Source organism: Legionella birminghamensis, from assembly GCF_900452515.1.
GTDB classification, from domain to species: Bacteria; Pseudomonadota; Gammaproteobacteria; order Legionellales; family Legionellaceae; genus Legionella_C; species Legionella_C birminghamensis.
In genome coordinates this window covers 54,966-70,128 of record NZ_UGNW01000002.1, presented here as the reverse complement: position 1 = coordinate 70,128, position 15,163 = coordinate 54,966, and the positions used below count along the sequence as shown (strand labels likewise).

Genomic DNA, 15,163 nt, shown 5'->3' with positions numbered 1-15,163 from the left:
GGCTAGAAATAACCATTTCATTTAGACCAAGATCACGAGCCATTCGTTTGTTTGATCCACTCATTAATCGCTTCAATGCTGTCATTAATGACGGTGATAGCTTGTTGATACAATGGTTCAAGCAAGTCACTTTGGCCTGCTTTCCAGTAGCGTTCTAAGTATTGGCAGGCAATTTTGATGCGAGTAGCCCCTACATACACTGCACCGCCTTTGATTTTATGTGCGAGCTGCTGGGTTTTTTCCCAGTTGCCCTCATCATGCGCTTTTTGCATTAACAAAAAGTCTTGAGGTAAAGAGTCTTTCACCATAAATGCCAACATATCAGCCAGCTGAGATTCTGTTCCGGTTGTTTTGAGGCCTTCTTCAACGTCTAGTAGTTGAAACTCATTGAGCTGAAATAAATGCGCTTCTTCCTCTGGCAAGTCCGAGCGAGGATTAGGACCCCCCAAATGGGGATCTGGAGATTGACGCCCCGGAATAAACGCCGTAACAATATCAGAGCAATTTTTAGCAGTAAGCGGTTTGGTCAGTACGGCATTCATACCCGCATCGATACAGCGTTTTTTATTCTCATCGCCGGCATGTGCCGTTAAGGCAATAATAGGCGTATGCGTTTTTTTGGTTAATTCCTGCACGCGAATCGCATGCGTCACCTCGTAACCGTCTACATCAGGCAAGCCGATGTCCATCAGGATCAAATCATAGTGTTGCGTTTTCCATAAATCGAGCGCGGTCTTGCCGTCTTCTGCTATATCAACGGCACATTGAAGTTTGGATAATAATGATCGGGCGGCATGCTGTGCAATGATGTTATCTTCAACCACGAGTACTCGGTGCTCAGCGGATTCTACGGAGGGGCAGGGTGGTGGTTTTATTTGCTGTGCATACGTCGTTTCGTACAGTTGATCAACCAGCGAATCTTGTTCTTCCATGCCTAAATCATTATCGAGAAGCGGTTCCTGGAGAGGGATGACGCAGGTGAAGGATGAGCCCTTGCGTGGCTCACTTTTAACATAAATTTCACCGTTTAATTCATCCACAAATTGCTTTACAACCGACAGGCCCAAACCGGCACCTTTATAAATGCCTTGATAGGAAGGGGTTAAGCGCTTAAATTGAACATAGATTTCCTGCTGTTTGTCTTTGGGAATGCCCATGCCTGAGTCTTCAACAACCAGCATTAACACCAATTGCTTGCCTTCCTGTTTAGCAAGATGCGCGGATAATTTCACAAATCCAGTATCCGTGAAATTTAAGGCATTGGCCACTAATTCAAGGATAATGCGATGAATACGCACTTTATCCCCAATGACATAGCGGGGGATGGTCTCATCAAATTCTAAAGACAGGGTTAATCGTTTCTGGGCGCTTCTTGCCCTGTTTAATTTAATGACGTGCTCTAATGCTGCTTTTAAATCAAATTTCTTTTTAAGCCTGGGAATTTCTCCCGAGCTGACACGAATGGCTTCCAGGACTTCATCCATTAATTCAAGCAGCGCATGACTCGAGGCGATTAAATTATCAGCATATTCCTGGATATGGGGGGTATTCGCGTCCATCTTCAGTAAATCAGCAAAGCCCACAATGCCTGTGAGCGGCGTTCTGATATCATGACGCATATTATCTAGGAACTCGGTTTTGGCCTGACTGGCGGCTTCGGCCAGTTCTTTGGCACTGCGAAGTTCGGACTCCAGTTTTTTGATTTGAGAAATATCCAGCGAGACTCCTAAAACACCAATAATCTGTTGATTTGCATCTCGCAAGGGTTCTTTGTAAGACAGATAGGTTTTTCTTCCCGCGGCTGTATCAATCGTTTCTTCCTGAATTTGCGTGGTACCGGTTTGTCTGGCGATATCGTTGGCTTTGTTGAGCTCTGCGGCTTGGTTTTTCCACGGCATATCATAGTTGGTCTTGCCTACTATATCGTGGCGAGAATTCAATTGAGCGGTTTTGGCCTGCATATTATTGCAGCCTAAAAATTCATTTCTTTCATTGAGCCAGTAGATGTGACCAGGGATTAAGGCAATAAGATTTTCTAAAAATTGATTCTTTTGCTGTTCCTCAAGGAGTTGGGTTTTGAGTGATTCCAGCTCATCAAGTAATTGATGGATGTCGGAGGAAGGTCTATTGGTATTCGCCATCATGATTCCCTTTGTTTTACTAATTATAGAATTAAATAAGCGAATATAAAGGCGACTTGTGTTGCTATTGACCTGTTAGTTCAAATTATGTACAATGTAATCCGTTGAAGGCTTACAGGGATACATTAAGGAGAACCATGGTTAAAGTCAAAGGATCTAAAAACGGGGATATTTTAAAAGCACGATTCGAGGGGAATTCCAAATCATTATTCCCTAATCTCAACAAAACCAAAGCAGTAGTCCTTTTAAGCATTAAAGGGAATCAATATTGTACCGGTGACTACTTAAGCGCCATTATAGAGAAAGCCACCGCTGAGTTTGGATTTACCACGTTCCTAATCGCGGATGAAGTGTATTGGCATAATTTGTGTCGGGATATTGAACCAAACACCAGCACCGTTAATGCACTGAAAGAAGAAGCCACTCTGCTGGGAAAAACCTATTTTGAGAACCATTTAGATTGTTTTTTAAAGCCGCTGGGACTGAACTCCACCGAGTTTGATTCGCACCTTATCGAAGCGTTTCCACTAGACAAGCAAGCCGCATTAAACCGAATCGCCACGAACTACGAGGTGGTGTTTTGGCGGGATTGGCTCAACAAATCCAATGAATACCTCAGCCTGCAATCGCAAATCACGGCCTTGTATCAGTCAGAACCTGTATTAGCCGAATCCGTACAGCGAGTGGCCTCTGATTTTGTGCGAAGACACGCGCATGAGTCGGTATCAAACGACGTACTGATGCAGTCTTCTACTAACTATCTTATCGAAGAAAGCCCGGCCGTCATGTGGATTGCTGCCTCATTAGGCGTTAATTTTATAGTCTACCCTGGTGAAATGATTGCGTCTTTCGCCGCCTCCCGTGATTATTTTATCCGAACAGAAGAGGAGAAGAGTCCACTCTTTGTATCTATCAGTCAGCCCAAATTAGCAGTGAACTGGCTCGAGGTCTCCTTCATCCGCAGCCGTTCAACGGACAATAGTAAACCCACCAAAAATAAGCCCAGTGTCAGTGTCGATGACCATGAATTAACCCGGCTGATGCGGGGAGTTACTGAAGGGATTTTTTCTCTCGACGTCGAGCACAATGAAAAAATCAGACTCATTACCGATATCATGCTGACTTACCAGAAACGAAAATCCATGGATTTAAGCGAAATGTTGGGGTAATTACCGAGGAGGAGAACACCTTCATAGCGTTCTTTAGACCCCTTTTATGCCTGGGATGAAAATCATTTAGAAGCGTGGGCATGCGTGTTGAATACGGTGGAAGGGACGCAAAACCCCATAATGAAATTTATTATTAATTATTAAGTACATAGGGCACCTAATGCCTCTAAAGAAAACAGCGGCAAAAAGTCAAGACTGGTTCTTCTGAAAAAAAGAAGATACAATGCATTTCCGAAATTTCTATCCCAAGCCTAGCTTTTGTGGATAAGTTTTTTTAAAACATCTCTCTAGTAGCCCCTCTTTTCTTCTTTTCCTCTTCAAGCCCTATGATTATAAAGGCGTATCGCGTTTTAAATACGATAAATCCCGTTATTACTTATCCACAAAATCTGTGGATAACGATGTGTATAGAATGTTAGAGCGCTGATAAGTAAAGGAAAAAAGCCACTGCCCAGACATTTTTCAATCTGTGTTGAGGCGAAGAGCACTATGATGCTCGTCTGCTTGCCAGATACTGGCGACGTTGGCTTCTTTTAAGAGTCTGTTGGCATGCAAATGCTCCCAGGCGGCATGGCGGCAGGCAATTTGCGATTCAACCGGCAAGGACTCAAAGTCAATTCGTTCATCAGCGGTCATCACCTCAGTGATATCGATACTCCCATATCGCTTGTGCTGCCAAAGGACGTATGCTTTTGGCCAGTAATAGCGGAAATGAACAGTCACTTGTTTTCCATCCAAGTGGCAATCGGTTTGATGCAGAGACATGGTATTCACTCCTTAGAAAGCACATGATAGGGCAGGGTGTGTTTAAAAAAAGACAAGACTGGAAAACCCGGCGCATTTTCTTTAAGCTTCGCGCATGAAAACCGTATCGCTCTTAATTATTCTTTTATTTAGCCAGGTGTGTGATGCAGTACCGCCTGCTAATTTCGCGCAAGCTAAAAAAATAGCAGCGGCCGTATTTGAACCGCATCCAATCACCCTATATTGTCAATGCCATTACCAAAACAAGCAAATTGATTTGGCGAGCTGCCAGATGGATGCCGCGGCGGATAAAAAGCGTGCGTTACGCCTGGAATGGGAGCATATTATGCCCGCAGAAAATTTTGGCCGGCAGTTCGCCTGTTGGCGGGTACCGCTTTGCCATCATGCCAACGGCACACCTTATAAAGGGCGGGCTTGTTGTGAAAAAATAGAGCCGCGATTTCGCCAGGCGGAAGCTGAGCTTTATAATTTATGGCCCGAAGTGGGATTGTTAAATCAGCTCCGTTCTAATTATCGCTACGCCGAACTTCCCGGCAAACCAAAAACCTACGGCTGTGAATTTTATGTTGATAGTGCTACACGTCGCATTGAGCCTGCCGATGCGGTGAAAGGCCTAGTCGCCCGTGCGAACCTTTTTATGGCTGACCGTTATGGCATTGCATTAAGTAGCGCACAACAACAATTATTCGTTGCCTGGCATCGTCAGTTTCCGCCAAGCGCTTGGGAAAAAGAGTGGGCAAGTCAAGTAGCCGCTATTGAAGGCTATTCCAATCCCTGGATTGAGTCTTCCACCAAGTGATGAGAGAAGTTAGCTACTATCAGATCGATGTAAACTTAAACAGCCATTTAGCAATGGATGGTAGTCGATGCATTATTGGATAACCTCAACTTTGCCGAGGATCATGCACCTGCAATGATTTTTATAATGCAGGTAAGCAATACAATATATCCGGGTGATGCAGTTATGCTGTAGTCCTTCTAATCACTTAGCGCAAAGAAGGTGGCTTCCTCGGTGTTTGGTGATAATAGAAGGTTTTCGCATTGTTCAATCAGTGCCTTTAAGGCCTCTTCTGCGGAGGGAAATGTTTCTTCTGCTTTTAAGTGGCGGCCGTAATCAGTATACAGAGTTTGACCTGATTCACTGGTTATAATCTCTTCGATGCGTTCTTTTTGAATTGAAATATCCAGGGGAAATGTACCCTCGTCGGCGTCATGCTGCGCTTGCGAAAGCCAGTATACTGTATCACCAATGCTTAACATCCTTGTTCTCCTTGTTTGGAAGCTGTAAACGCTTATCTTGATTGAAGTTCGATTGAATTACTGCATTCGGTAAAAATTGGAAAGCCGTTGCGCCGGATTGCTTAAAAGTGCCGTCGCTTGTTGCTTTAGTGCTTCCAACGCCTCTTCTTGGCTTTTAAACACCTCATCCAGGCCAAAAGCGAAACGGGCGGTCACAATGGGATTTTGGTGAGGCGTTTGCGGATGAATGGCTTGAATGGTTTCTTTCACAATCGCAATCGATAAAGGGAATAAACCAAGCTCAGGGGTATGTTGTTTTTGGCCTAGCCAGTACACGGTCTCGCCGATTTGCCATTCCATAGACACTCCTTGTCTTTGAGCAAAATGATGCGGTAGAGATAATGGTGGCTTAAACGTGAAAGAAAATCCAGTGCACGGACGTTTGAAATCCTACGGCCTTAAAATCATTGCGACAGTGAATCATTAACCGACAGCGCTTCAATGCAATCGTCACCTTTATATAGCGCGGAATTCATCTTGGGTGTCACGGGATGGCAGGCAAGCTCCACTGACAAGGGTTGCTGGAGTAAGTGACTGACTTCTTCTGCGGAAAACGGAGTAGGGGAGAGCCATTCTGCTTGCTGGGTCTCGTCTAAAAACCAGGGCATGCGGTCATGGAGTTTGCCAACCAGTTCATTGGGCGAGGTCGTCAGTAATCAACTCAAGACCAATGTTCTGGGCTATCTGACGCTGCACATTCACACGCAAATGGTCATGGAGGATACCGAAGAGGAGACTGTACTGGGTGCATTTACCAGTGTCCATGCCGCCAAGCGCCACCTGGAACGATTAATAAAAAGCTATCAATTATGTCCCAAGCTTTGTGGACTGGAAAAAACAAACAGTGTCTGTTTTTCATTTCAGTTGGGCCGCTGTCTTGGGGCTTGCAATGAAGAGGAGGGGGTCTTGTCTTATAATAAACGAGTTCATGAGGCGGTTACTCTCTTTAAAAACGCAATCTGGCCTTATCCTGGCAGCATTGCGATTAAAGAACAACACCTGAAGGGCGCACAGTGGCTTTTGTTTAATCAGTGGCGCTATCTGGGAACCTTCGATAATGAGCAGGACTTAAACGCTTTCACAGGGAACTTGCACGCAGTCGATTGGGATAGGGATACGTATCGAATTTTAAAGCAGTTTTTAAAGGAAGAACGGCCCCAGGATGAAGTAGTGGTTCTATAGGGGTTAGACTAAGCATTTATTAGGGTGACGTTTAAGAGTAGTAATCCACATCCTTGTGGAGGGCATCTTCCTGATGCCGAGAAAAATTCCGTGTATGACATCCATTGTCTTTACTCTTCTTAAATAGAGTATTCAAAGAAAAGACAAAAAGCAGTAGGTAATCCGCGCAGTGATTTGTAAGACATTTCTCAAATAAGAGGGATTAGCGATTACAACGTGGTGGCCAATTCGATTGCGATGAAGCCTAATGCGAAGTAGTCCTATGCTGCTGGTTGTTCAATTGAACAGCATCTAACAGGGAGTTAAAGAGGGTAAGCCGGGTAGCTCTATAATTTATTTCTTAGATTAGGATGTGGCCGTGGGAAAAGAAAACGCTTGCCCTCTCTGTTCTTCTGTAGCTACTTCATTGATCATCTCTTCCATTGTTGAATCGATTACGCCGTCATTACGGCATTGGAAATACCAATCCCAAATCAAATCAACGACATTTTCTTCATTTGTTTCCTTAAAAAAGCCAATATCCATGTTGTTCGCTTTACAAAGGGCTTCAATGGGTTCCCAATTGAAGAGTAAATTACTCGTGGGTAGGCGTTTACAGGTCAATTGGGAAAAGTGAATATCAGCGGGAATATTAATTTGAATTGCTTTCATAGAAAATAAGGGTTATTAGTTTTATTTTAAAGGGTATATAGGCCTGATTGTTAAAGCAAGTTTGATTAATAAATTATTTTGAATATAAATCTTAAGAGAATCACAGAGTACAATTGGAACAGGGGCTTTTGTAATACTAATGGTATTAGTATGCATTATACGAGAACAGGCGGCTGGACAATTCCCCTAATTCTGCTCCATGGATTAATTGCGAACGGAAACTGCTGGGCAGACGTAGCGTCGTATCTGATGTTGGACGGCGATGTTCTCATGCCTGACGCGAGAGGGCATGGACAATCCTCTTCGCCTGCTGATGAATATCGATATGAGAATCATGCCCAAGATGTAGAGGGTCTAATTAACGCATTAAGGCTCGCTCCTTCAGTGGTAATTGGTCATTCAATGGGAGGCATGACAGCCGCTTTGCTGGCGTCTCAGAAAAAAACGAGGCTTCGAGGGCTTGTTCTAGCTGAGCCTGCTTTTTTAGAGAGCAAATTACAGCATCAAGTGTATGCTAGCGATATTGTAGAACAGCATCGACAATGGCTAAAGACGCCATGGCGAGACTATTTGTCGTACTTACAGACGAAACATCCTAATCGCTCGCTCACTATGCTGACTCGCCTGGCGAGAGCTCGGTATCAAACACGCATCAATGCATTTCAAGTGTTGCGACCTCCCATCCCTTGTTTCAGGCAATTACTTAAGGAGATTGACATTCCCATGTTGCTTGTCATTGTGGAACGCAGTGTGATTTCTCCAGAAACAATTAGAGCACTGACCATTGATTATCAAAGTATGAAGATTAAGAGAATAAAAGGGGCGGGGCACGGGCTTCATTATGATAAGCCCAAGGAATTTGCCACCATCATTCAATCGTTTGTACGTTCGATTGACCATGGAGTTTAACCTGGTATCGAATTCCCAAGACTCATCAAGAGAGGAAAGCGAACAATTTGCCGGAGATGAAGGAAAATGAACAACGAATACGAGCTTGGATTACCATTGGAATATCAGCAAATGCCTGAATACTTCGATGCACATAATGTCAGTGAGCAAACAGACTATAAAAATGCGTTGATTGAGAAACTTTTAAGAGACCAGGGAGTTAAAACGGTCCTTGATATGACTTGCGGAACTGGCTCGCAAGTATTTTATCTTGCCGAAAGAGGCTATAACGTGGTGGGCAGTGACTTCAGCCCAAAATTACTTGAGTTTGCACGGGAGAAAGCCAAAGCAATCAATAAAGATATCCCTTTTATTGACGGTGATATGCGAACGCTTGCCGCAGGACAGTTTGATGCAGTGATTACCATTTTCAATGCAATCGGTCATCTAACGAAAGTAAATTTTGAAAAGGCTCTACACAATATAAAGTCTAATCTTAACGAGAAAGGCATTTATGTTTTTGATATTTTCAACCTGGAAGCCATCACGGCCGAAAGGTTAAGAGAGTATGTAATGGATACAGAGCACTTTGTTAATGAAGTACATATCCGCCATAAACAGTATTCTGAGGTGGATAGGGAAAAAGGGCTTCTTACCTCGCATGACCACTACCTAATTTCCAACGGCTCGGATGAACCGGTAAGTCGCAACCACCGTTTCAGTCTTCAAATCTATACCGCCTTCGAATTACAGACCATTCTTGAACGAAATGGGTTTGACGTCATAAAACAATGGGATATGGAGGGAAATGATTTTATAGCTGAGCATAGTATAAGCATACTCACGGTGGCGAGGAAGAAAATATCACGCTGACGAGATTCGGAGTAGCATGGACCATGTCATAGGTTTAATGCTATTCCCCAAAAGTACCCCGAACAGGGTTTCAATAATTAGAAATTCAATGGACCAGGGACCGGTTATTGCTAAACCGATCGCAGACTAAACTAAATCTATGAATAGGCCTAGCGTTTCAGATTGGGTGTTCTGCTGCAAAAATTTTAATTTCAGATAAGAAAATCCTCAATAACATTGTGTTATATTTCCCCGTGCCTCAGCCAGGTTTAGTTTCAAAAGGATCTCTTAACATGGATTGAGGAAAATTTAACCAATAGAAAGAGGTAGTATGCTTGTTTTTATAAAGCGCATTAAGATATGGCCAGCCATCATTTTAATGATTGTAACAACCACAATGTTTGCTAGGAGTTTGGCAATGGAAAATAACCCATCTGAGATACAGAAAAAAATAAAGACCCTTTGTCTGGACAGAGCCCAATCACCAGGTGATTTCACAGAGTTTACGAATACATTAATGTCGTTAGGAATCATTAGGCAAACTTATGATGTCTTAGAAAATAGTCTCTATTTTTATTCTAAAGAGACAATGTTGTATCGACTACCTGTATCCGAAATTGAAAAATCAGATAGTGCCCCATACATTATTGGAGATACATTGGATGTAGCCAAGGTTAAAAGTGCAATTGAGGATCTCGAAGAAAAAAAACTATCGATTATTGAGTTCCACAGAGAGCTTGCTAAAGCAGGCGTTGTATATGTCAGTGTATTTTTAAATAAAAAAACAATCTACTATTTTGGTCAGGATGCCAAGTATTTCCTTGAAGCGTACTAACTTAAACGTAATTTTATTGAAATCTATTCAAAGTTCGGTATCGCTGAGTTTGAGTGCGATCTTATCGTGAACGAACCAGCGTTGAGTTATAGTCGAAAGTGGTGTATGACAAAATAAATTAGGTGGCGTATTCTGTTGCTTGTTCTTGTCGGAACACAAATCAACAAAGGAGATACGCCATGAAGGATTGTAATCTAAAGCAGTCATCGACACCAGCGGTAGCCAAGGGCTTTGAAGACCCGTTAACGGAGGTGTTGAGACAAGGAGCAAAAGAGTTGATAAGGAAAGCGGTTGAGGCCGAACTATCAGAGATGCTCTCAGCGTACTCAGACGTGCGTTTACTGGATGGTCGTCCAGCAGTAGTCAGGAATGGTTATCTCCCCGCGAGACAGCTTCAGACGGGGATAGGAGAAGTAGAGGTTCAAGTCCCGAAGGTACGAGATCGTAGCGGTTCAGGTATTCATTTTAGCAGTCAGTTGTTGCCGCCCTACTTGAGACGGACGAAGAGCATGGAAGAACTCATTCCTTGGCTGTATTTAAAAGGGTTATCAACAGGAGATTATACAGAAGCCTTATCCGCGTTAGTTGGCGAGAGTGCGCGCGGACTGTCAGCCAATACAGTGTCGCGATTAAAAGAAAAATGGCTTGATGAACACAAAGAGTGGCAACGCCAGGATTTAAGACCCCCGGCCGGGATCCTGGTAAAAAAGGGTCATGTTCAATTTTTAATCCCTATTAATACCAAATTGTAATGGCATTGTCTGTCGTGACCTGGACAAATCAAAAACACCATAGCGATTAATATTCTCCCTGAAATACGCTGATAAAATCGATAAATCATCCTTACTATATTTGACTTCTTCAGCAGAAAGTTGGTTCAAAACATTGGTTGTGTTGGCAACAGTGTAGAACATCACCGCATTAGCAACCATCCTGCCAAACGCAATAATTTTTTGCTGAATTATACTATTATTTTCGTGAATAACACCGTCTTTGCCAAAGGTGATCCAATCAATAAAATCATTAAACTCCTCACTTTTACAAGTAGCTGCTTGAATCTTTTTACGAAGGTCAACATCAGCAATATACTTTAAAAGAAAAATGGTTCGTACCACTCGTCCCAATTCACGGAACGCTTGATGCAGCTTATTCTTTTTGCTATTGGAGCGCAGCTTTTTCAATATAGTTGACGCTTTAATTTTGCCACTTTGGATTGACATAACAACGCGCAACATATCGTAGTACATTGACTCTATGAGTTGCCAGTTGGGCTCTTTCGATGTAAAAATATCATTGATATGTTGGTATGATTTTTCATTCATTTCGGCTGGTCGATAAAAATTGAGATGCTTGAAACTACGTATTCTGGGCATAAGTGTTATTGCCAACAAATAGGCAAACCCAAATACCACTTCGTTTTGCGCATGCGTATCCCCATGGATTGTATCTGGGCGTAAGGTTTCATTACTTTCATAAATCCCATCGAAAATGTACATGGCCTCATAAACACCACACGGGATAAAGTTTCCAAACAAAGCAACATACTGATCAGAAACGTGATAATAGCCAATCCCTCCATATTTTCCATAACGAATATGGTGCTCTGCCAGTAGATTATTGGTATACATATCCCAATAAGTCCCATCAACAGAAGCACTTTCACCATTGCCCCAAATGTAAGGCAGCTCAAACTGTTTGTATGCCTTGATAATGACTTCACTAATTTTATTGAGACGGAGCTCTGTAATGTGGTGATTGAATAGCCAAGCAATTTGTTTACGTGAATATTTTTTCAAGCATCGTTCAGCTTGAACTGGGCCAACATTACAACCATATGCGAAACTGGTAGCAATAAACCGTAAATCATAATCATCTATTTTGGGTTCGTACCCTGATAAGGGTTTTAAATGGCGACTGATACCAAGCCAATTTTCCACGTCAGTAAGTACAGAGACGATATCCGTCAGCGGCATTTTGGATGCTACCAAATTTGAAAATTTTTCTTGTTGCTGACTCACTTTCTTACTGATAGCTCGCTTTAATACTGGCTCACCGTTGATAATGTTCAAATATTCATTATCGACAAAATTTTGATTCACCTTTTCAGCAGCTTGCTGATGCTCTACCTGTAGTTCTTTTACAAATAGCCTGGGGTCGTCAGACTTACCTATCAGCTCAGCATAAGGCTTTAGGTTTTGGTAAAATTCGTCCCATGGAATAAATTGCTTATTGGGATCATCGTTCTCATAGCTGTTAAGAGCAAAGGCATCGGCACAGTTAATTTCATCCATGGCAAATCTAAAAATAGCCAATTCTAACTTCTGTTTATTAACGGTTCGAATTTGATTGGTGTAACGCTTGGTTTTGCCCTCGGTAATGAACTGAAACCATTGGTCATCAATCCATTCTAAATTGCTAAACTCTTCTGGATTGATTGCAACATATTCTCCATGGCTTCGTTGGTGTACCAATATGAATTCGACTAACTTTTCTACTAGCACATCTTTTGAAGCTGATTTGATCTCTATCTGCTTCAGCAAACGAAGCATAGTATGTCTTTTTGCTTGATAATACTTCAACATTAAAGGTAAATCGTTATCATCAGCATAAGCCAGATATTGTTCGCAGGCTTCAATTGAAGCATCGATATCATTTGGCAAACTTTGCTCAATAAGCACTAATTTTTCTTCTGGGGTTCGGGCAGTTTGTTTGCTTGCGACGAGAACTTGTTTAAGGCTGCCAATAAGTTGATCTGTTATTTTTTGGTTGGAATTTCTGATTTCTTGTAGTGCTTCCGCTGCATCAGTTTTTATTTTACGCAGCCAGCGTGTCAGCACAGTGACAATGCTATCAAGTGATTTTGCGTACTGATGATATAACAACATGGCTGATAAAGCATATCTTTTGGCTTCTTTAATACGGCGCATATCGGCAATATCTAAAGCCATTGCCTCAGCAACATATTGATCTAAACGGTGCTCAGGAATATCAGAAAGATCAATTGGGCTTTCATCTCGCCATTTACGTAATTGATCCAGGTAATCGGTAAATTCTCGGATGTTTGTGACAGAAGGTTTTTTCATTTCTTGTTTAAGATATTCCCAACCACTAGTGAAATCATGAACTGGTGAGGTGGATAGCAATAACTTATCAAAAAATTGTTTAGTCTCATCGGTAAGTTGGTCGCTAATTTTTTGATACAGTACCGAGCTAACAATAGCTCGAGCAGCACGTGCAAGTCTCAGCAATGTTGAAAATGCCGGAATTTCAAAATTGTTTTTGATGAGTTCTTCGAGCATATCATTGATTATGTCAGCTAAATTTTCTTTAATGGAAGCAGATTTTAATCCAGCAGACTTCATGATTGACTTGCGTTGCTGCTTGCATTCATTAATGGACAGAAATTTACGGATAATTATTTTGTGACGCTTGCGTTGTTTGAGCTGCATGTAATTTTGTAGCTTTACTTTATCCACTTTGATATCAATGTTGTTTGCAATATATTCGATAATCGGTTTAGGAATTGTGTTGATTGGAATGTGATAGCCTAAACATTGATAACATTTTAGTGAAAGCATAAAACCAAGTCGGCTATGAGGTGATTTCTCACTGGTGCTTTTATTCAGTAGTTCAAGCTCTGCTTTTATTGGCAAAAAATTCTGTTTGAGTTCCTGTTCGTCAGGATTTGGTTTCAATCTTGGATAAGCGGTGTCATGAATTGCTGTCATTGTGAATTTAAGGTATCTTTTGTGGCGGCCGAAAACAGTAGTTTATGGCCATGTAAAAATCAAGGCTTTCGATCCTTATATTTAAAGGGTTTTAGACGGACGAGTTTTCAGGGGTTTTTGGCCAGGTATGAAAGCAGGAATTTATGCCAGAGTTTCAACACATGATCAGCATACTTTAGATATGCAAATTGAAGCGATGAAAAAATATGCTAGAGCTCGTGATTGGCAAATTGAAATAGAAGTTGCTGAAATTGGATCAGGTGCAAAAGATTCTCGACCTCAACGTGAAGAACTTATCAACCAAGCAAAACGACGCCAGATCGATGTAATTATTGTTTGGAAGTTAGATCGCTGGGGTCGTTCAGTCAATGATCTTTTTCACACACTGAATGAATTAAACACTCTTGGTGTTGGTTTCATTTCATTAACTGAAGCCTTAGACTTAACCACCGCAACAGGCAGAGCTATGGCAGGTTTGTTAGCAATTTTTGCTGAGTTTGAAAGAGAAATCCTTCGTGAACGGGTTAAAGCAGGTATTGCACACGCAAGAACTAAAGGGAAAAATCATGGAAGACCACCTACTGCTAGTTTACTTTCTGAAAAAATTAAAGAGTTAGATCGCCAAGGAATGAGTAAATCGGAAATTGCTAGACAATTAAAAATAGGTAGGACATCTGTTAGACGAGCGCTCATGGTTAAGTGAAAAAATACACTGAAGTATTTTTATAGGATAATAATTAAGAATAAAAGGGAGAGAATGTGGAAACAAATGAGCTATATATTACAATTCCTGATGGCAAAATATATGTGAAAAAATGGACTCCTGCAACCGTTACGGAAGAAACTCCCATTATTCTATTGCATGACTCATTAGGCTCTGTTGACTTATGGCGAAATTTTCCAAAAGAATTATCTGAAAATCTTTCTCAACCAGTTATTGCATATGATCGGTTAGGTTTTGGAAAATCAGATTCAAGAGAAAAACTACCTTCTATAGAATTTATACATGAGGAAGCTTCCAAGTATTTTCCAATAATTAAAGAAAAGCTTAATATTCAAGAATACATACTTTTTGGACATAGCGTTGGTGGAGCAATGTCTATATGTATTGCAGCACTAGATCGATATTGTAAAGGAGTGATTACTGTTGCTGCACAGGCATTTGTAGAGGACAAAACGATAGACGGAATAAAAAAAGCTAAAGAGTTTTTTGAATCAAGTGGGCAATTACAAAAATTAGAAAAATGGCATGGAGAAAAAGCTTTATGGGTACTTCGTGCATGGACAGATATTTGGTTATCCTCCGAGTTTTCTTCTTGGAGTCTGCAAAACTGTATACAGCATGTTAAATGTCCGGTGTTGGCGATTCACGGTGAAGATGATGAGTATGGTTCGATCGCTTTTCCTGAGTTTATTGCTAAAAATACAGGTGGAGTGGGTCAGTTATCAATAATTAAAAATTGCAAACATATGCCTCACAAGGAGCAATCGGAAAAAGTAATAAATCTTACAAAACACTTTATACAAAAGCATATCCTTTCTTCAAAATGAACTTTAATTACAGACAACTGTCTGATAAAAAATTACACATGACCCTTTTTTACCAGGATCCCGGCCGAGGGTCTTTTAATGGTGAAGCCGCTAATTGAATTT

At 41.5% G+C, this 15,163-nt stretch carries 15 protein-coding genes and 1 pseudogene; 9 read left to right on the top strand and 7 right to left on the bottom strand.

Annotated features, from left to right (window positions below):
* Window positions 1-32 precede the first annotated feature (32 nt).
* On the bottom strand, window positions 33-2,144 hold the full coding sequence (locus tag DYH42_RS15735) for a response regulator (RefSeq protein ID WP_115317190.1): 2,112 nt from the start codon (window positions 2,142-2,144) through the stop codon (window positions 33-35).
* A 134-nt stretch (window positions 2,145-2,278) separates the two neighbouring features.
* Here DYH42_RS15735 and DYH42_RS15730 point away from each other — a divergent pair, with 134 nt between their 5' ends.
* The gene (locus DYH42_RS15730) at window positions 2,279-3,310 is read left to right on the top strand and encodes a hypothetical protein (RefSeq protein ID WP_058524003.1); all 1,032 of its coding nucleotides are present in this window, start codon (window positions 2,279-2,281) and stop codon (window positions 3,308-3,310) included.
* Window positions 3,311-3,772: 462 nt separating this feature from the next.
* On the opposite strand, the gene DYH42_RS15725 is transcribed toward DYH42_RS15730, so the two are convergent.
* Window positions 3,773-4,075 (bottom strand): hypothetical protein, encoded by a 303-nt coding sequence (locus DYH42_RS15725; RefSeq protein WP_058524002.1) that lies wholly within the window; start codon window positions 4,073-4,075, stop codon window positions 3,773-3,775.
* A 94-nt stretch (window positions 4,076-4,169) separates the two neighbouring features.
* Here DYH42_RS15725 and DYH42_RS15720 point away from each other — a divergent pair, with 94 nt between their 5' ends.
* Entirely contained in the window at window positions 4,170-4,874 is a 705-nt protein-coding gene (locus DYH42_RS15720; RefSeq protein WP_058524001.1) for an endonuclease, read from the top strand.
* Between the two features lie 179 nt (window positions 4,875-5,053).
* On the opposite strand, the gene DYH42_RS15715 is transcribed toward DYH42_RS15720, so the two are convergent.
* The 3 genes from DYH42_RS15715 to DYH42_RS15705 form a co-directional block, all read right to left on the bottom strand.
* A complete protein-coding gene (locus DYH42_RS15715; protein ID WP_058524000.1) occupies window positions 5,054-5,335 on the bottom strand; it encodes a hypothetical protein in 282 nt (93 codons plus the stop codon).
* Window positions 5,336-5,392: 57 nt separating this feature from the next.
* Window positions 5,393-5,674, bottom strand: a complete 282-nt coding sequence (locus DYH42_RS15710; protein ID WP_058523999.1) for a hypothetical protein — start codon at window positions 5,672-5,674, stop codon at window positions 5,393-5,395.
* A gap of 104 nt (window positions 5,675-5,778) precedes the next feature.
* Window positions 5,779-5,982: an SOS response-associated peptidase family protein gene (locus DYH42_RS15705; RefSeq protein WP_058523998.1), complete on the bottom strand. Its 204-nt coding sequence runs from the start codon at window positions 5,980-5,982 to the stop codon at window positions 5,779-5,781.
* A 13-nt stretch (window positions 5,983-5,995) separates the two neighbouring features.
* On the opposite strand from DYH42_RS15705, the gene DYH42_RS15700 reads away from it, so the two are divergent.
* Window positions 5,996-6,556 carry a hypothetical protein gene (locus DYH42_RS15700; RefSeq protein ID WP_115317188.1) on the top strand — a complete coding sequence of 187 codons (561 nt, stop codon included), beginning with the start codon at window positions 5,996-5,998 and terminating at the stop codon, window positions 6,554-6,556.
* A 345-nt stretch (window positions 6,557-6,901) separates the two neighbouring features.
* Here the strand turns inward: DYH42_RS15700 and DYH42_RS15695 are convergent, their stop codons facing one another.
* Entirely contained in the window at window positions 6,902-7,207 is a 306-nt protein-coding gene (locus DYH42_RS15695) for a hypothetical protein (protein ID WP_058524207.1), read from the bottom strand.
* Between the two features lie 150 nt (window positions 7,208-7,357).
* On the opposite strand from DYH42_RS15695, the gene DYH42_RS15690 reads away from it, so the two are divergent.
* The 4 genes and pseudogenes from DYH42_RS15690 to DYH42_RS15675 all read left to right on the top strand — a co-directional run.
* A complete protein-coding gene (locus DYH42_RS15690; protein ID WP_058524206.1) occupies window positions 7,358-8,116 on the top strand; it encodes an alpha/beta fold hydrolase in 759 nt (252 codons plus the stop codon).
* 66 nt (window positions 8,117-8,182) lie between these two features.
* Window positions 8,183-8,968, top strand: coding sequence for a class I SAM-dependent methyltransferase (locus DYH42_RS15685; protein ID WP_058524205.1), 786 nt, complete (start codon window positions 8,183-8,185; stop codon window positions 8,966-8,968).
* A 310-nt stretch (window positions 8,969-9,278) separates the two neighbouring features.
* Window positions 9,279-9,782, top strand: coding sequence for a DUF1398 family protein (locus tag DYH42_RS15680; RefSeq protein ID WP_058524204.1), 504 nt, complete (start codon window positions 9,279-9,281; stop codon window positions 9,780-9,782).
* 179 nt (window positions 9,783-9,961) lie between these two features.
* Window positions 9,962-10,462, top strand: a pseudogene (locus tag DYH42_RS15675) (transposase); the annotation flags it as partial.
* Between the two features lie 45 nt (window positions 10,463-10,507).
* On the opposite strand, the gene DYH42_RS15670 reads toward DYH42_RS15675, so the two are convergent.
* Window positions 10,508-13,510, bottom strand: a complete 3,003-nt coding sequence (locus DYH42_RS15670; protein ID WP_058522412.1) for a Tn3 family transposase — start codon at window positions 13,508-13,510, stop codon at window positions 10,508-10,510.
* A gap of 127 nt (window positions 13,511-13,637) precedes the next feature.
* Between DYH42_RS15670 and DYH42_RS15665 the strand changes: the two genes are divergently transcribed.
* Together DYH42_RS15665 and DYH42_RS15660 are read left to right on the top strand one after the other, a co-directional pair.
* A complete protein-coding gene (locus DYH42_RS15665) occupies window positions 13,638-14,213 on the top strand; it encodes a recombinase family protein (RefSeq protein WP_058522411.1) in 576 nt (191 codons plus the stop codon).
* Window positions 14,214-14,269: 56 nt separating this feature from the next.
* Window positions 14,270-15,061, top strand: a complete 792-nt coding sequence (locus DYH42_RS15660) for an alpha/beta fold hydrolase (protein WP_058522410.1) — start codon at window positions 14,270-14,272, stop codon at window positions 15,059-15,061.
* Window positions 15,062-15,163 lie beyond the last annotated feature (102 nt).